The sequence below is a fragment of the Microbacterium sp. Bi128 genome (genome assembly GCF_918698205.1).
The window spans coordinates 1-2,124 of the sequence record NZ_CAKKMM010000887.1; the positions used below are offsets into that span (position 1 = coordinate 1).

At 66.1% G+C, this 2,124-nt stretch carries 2 protein-coding genes and 1 pseudogene; all 3 read right to left on the reverse strand.

Going from position 1 to position 2,124, the window contains the following annotated elements; all coding sequences use genetic code 11:
• Positions 1-191, reverse strand: a pseudogene (locus LQV45_RS27635) (arabinose isomerase); the annotation flags it as partial.
• A gap of 185 nt (positions 192-376) precedes the next feature.
• Positions 377-1,444, reverse strand: coding sequence for a rhamnose ABC transporter substrate-binding protein (gene rhaS, locus LQV45_RS27640; RefSeq protein WP_230010059.1), 1,068 nt, complete (start codon positions 1,442-1,444; stop codon positions 377-379).
• A gap of 74 nt (positions 1,445-1,518) precedes the next feature.
• Positions 1,519-2,124, reverse strand: a 606-nt coding sequence (locus tag LQV45_RS27645; RefSeq protein WP_230010062.1) for an ABC transporter permease, incomplete at its 5' end; no start/stop codon positions are given.

The following is a 2,124-nucleotide window of genomic DNA, read 5'->3' on the forward strand; positions in this document are numbered from 1 at the left end:
CCGGTGTCGACGAGGTAGGCGTCGAGCTCCTGGAAGCGGCCGGTGACGTACCGGACGGACTCCCGCAGCTGCGGCAGCAGCTCCGGGAACTGGGGCCAGTAGGCGCCGAGACCGCCGGAGACCAGCCCGATGCGGGTGGGGCGGCGCCGGTGCGGTTGCAGCAGCCGGTCTGCCGGTTGTTTCTGGTTCATGTGGGGGCCTTCCGGCATGAAAAGGGGGATCTGGGGCTCCGGAACGTGGTTTCCGGGCACGGCTGTGGAGTTGACGCCGTGGGCCCGGTGCTGCGGCACCGGTGAAGTGGAACGGAGTGAAGTGGTGAGGTGCCGGGCGGGCTGTCGGCGGCCCGCCCGGCCGCTCGGGATGGGTCAGGAACGGATCAGAAGTTGTACTTGTCGATGTTCTCGGCGTTGAAGACCGTCGGCGGGCCGACGATCACCAGGCCGCCCTTTTCGACCTTGCGTTCGCCCAGTTCGCCGGCGGTGAAGGTATCCCCTTCGGCGCCGGTGATCTTGCCGTCCTTGAGGGCCTTGCCGGCGAACGCCGCCACGTAGCCGAGCTGTGCCGGATCCCAGAGGGCGAACTCCTTGACGGTGCCGTCCTTCACGAAGGGCCGCATTTCATTCGGCAGTCCGAGCCCGGTCAGGGCAACCTTGCCCTTGTAGGCGGACGTTGAGAGGTACCGGGCGGTGGCGGCGATGCCCACTGTGGTGGGCGAGATGATGCCCTTCAGGTTCGGGTGGGCCTGCATGAGGCCCTGGGCTTCCTGGAAGGACTTGGTGTCGTTGTCATCGCCGTAGACCTTGGCCACAAGCTTGATGTCCTTGTACGCGGGGTTGGAGGCGAGCTCCTCCTCCATGTACTTGATCCACTCGTTCTGGTTGGTGGCGTTGGCGGTGGCGGACAGGATGGCGATCTCGCCGCTGCCGCCGATCTGCTCGGAATTCAGCTTGGTCTGGATCAAGGCTGCGTCCTTGGCGACGGCCTGGCTGATGAAGATGTCGCGGCAGTCGGGATTGGTATCCGAGTCGAACGCGACGATCTTGGCGCCGGCGGAACGGGCTTCGCCGAGGGCGGTGCAGACGGCGTCGGGGTCATTGGCGGCAATCGCGATGACGTTCGTGCCGGCCTGAGTCTCGGCGTTGATGAACGAAACCTGGCTGGAGGCGGAGGCTTCCAGCGGTCCGACGACCTGCGAGGAGGCGAATCCTGCCTCAGTGGCGCCCTTCTTGCCGCCGCCCAGAACAACGTCCGTGTACGGGTTGTTCAGCTGCTTGGGGATGAAGGTGATCTTCTGGTCCCCGCCCCCTGCCGAGGGGCTGCTGGTGTCGGTCGAGGATGCAGAGCCGCTGTTGCAGGCTGTCAGCGCCAGTGCGGCCACGGCGGTGATGGCCACCATGCTTCCCAGTCGGCCGGTCCGGCCCTTGTTCTTGCGGTTCAACATCATTGTTCTTCCCTTTTCCTTCGTGCGGTCGGTACAGCCGGTCCCAGGCGGGCGCGGTTTGTTGTGGTGTGCAGATTTCAGGTGGCCTTGCGGGTGAAACTTCGGCGGACGCGGCGGGTGTGCCGCCATTGCCTGATGGCGGAGCCGATGCTCGGCGCCACCACTGAGAGGATCAGCAGCAGTCCGGTCACCGTGATGAGGACGACGTCGGACACCCGGGCCAGGCGGAGGGCGTAGTTGAGCGTGCCGATCAGCAGGACGCCGGCGATGACGCCGGGGATGGAGCCCTTGCCGCCGAAGATCGACACGCCGCCGAGCAGGACGGCGGCGATGACGGCCAGTTCCAGGCCGGAGGCGTTGTCGCTGCGGGCGCTTGTGTAGCGCAGCGTCCAGTAGATGCCGGCGAGAGCCGAAACGGCGCCGGACCCGACGTAGAGCCAGAACTTGCTGCGGGCGACGTTGATCCCGACGAAGCTGGCGGCTTCCTTGCTGTAGCCCATCGCATAGAGGCCGCGTCCGAACGGTGTGAAGTGCAGCAGCACGCCGAAGAAGACCATCACCACCACGACGCCGATCATCACCGTGGGGATGCCGGTACCGCCGATTTTGGAGGTGAAGAAGGCGGTCAGCGCCTTGGGGAAGTTGGCCACGGCGTTGTCGCCGATGATGACCAGGGCCAGGCC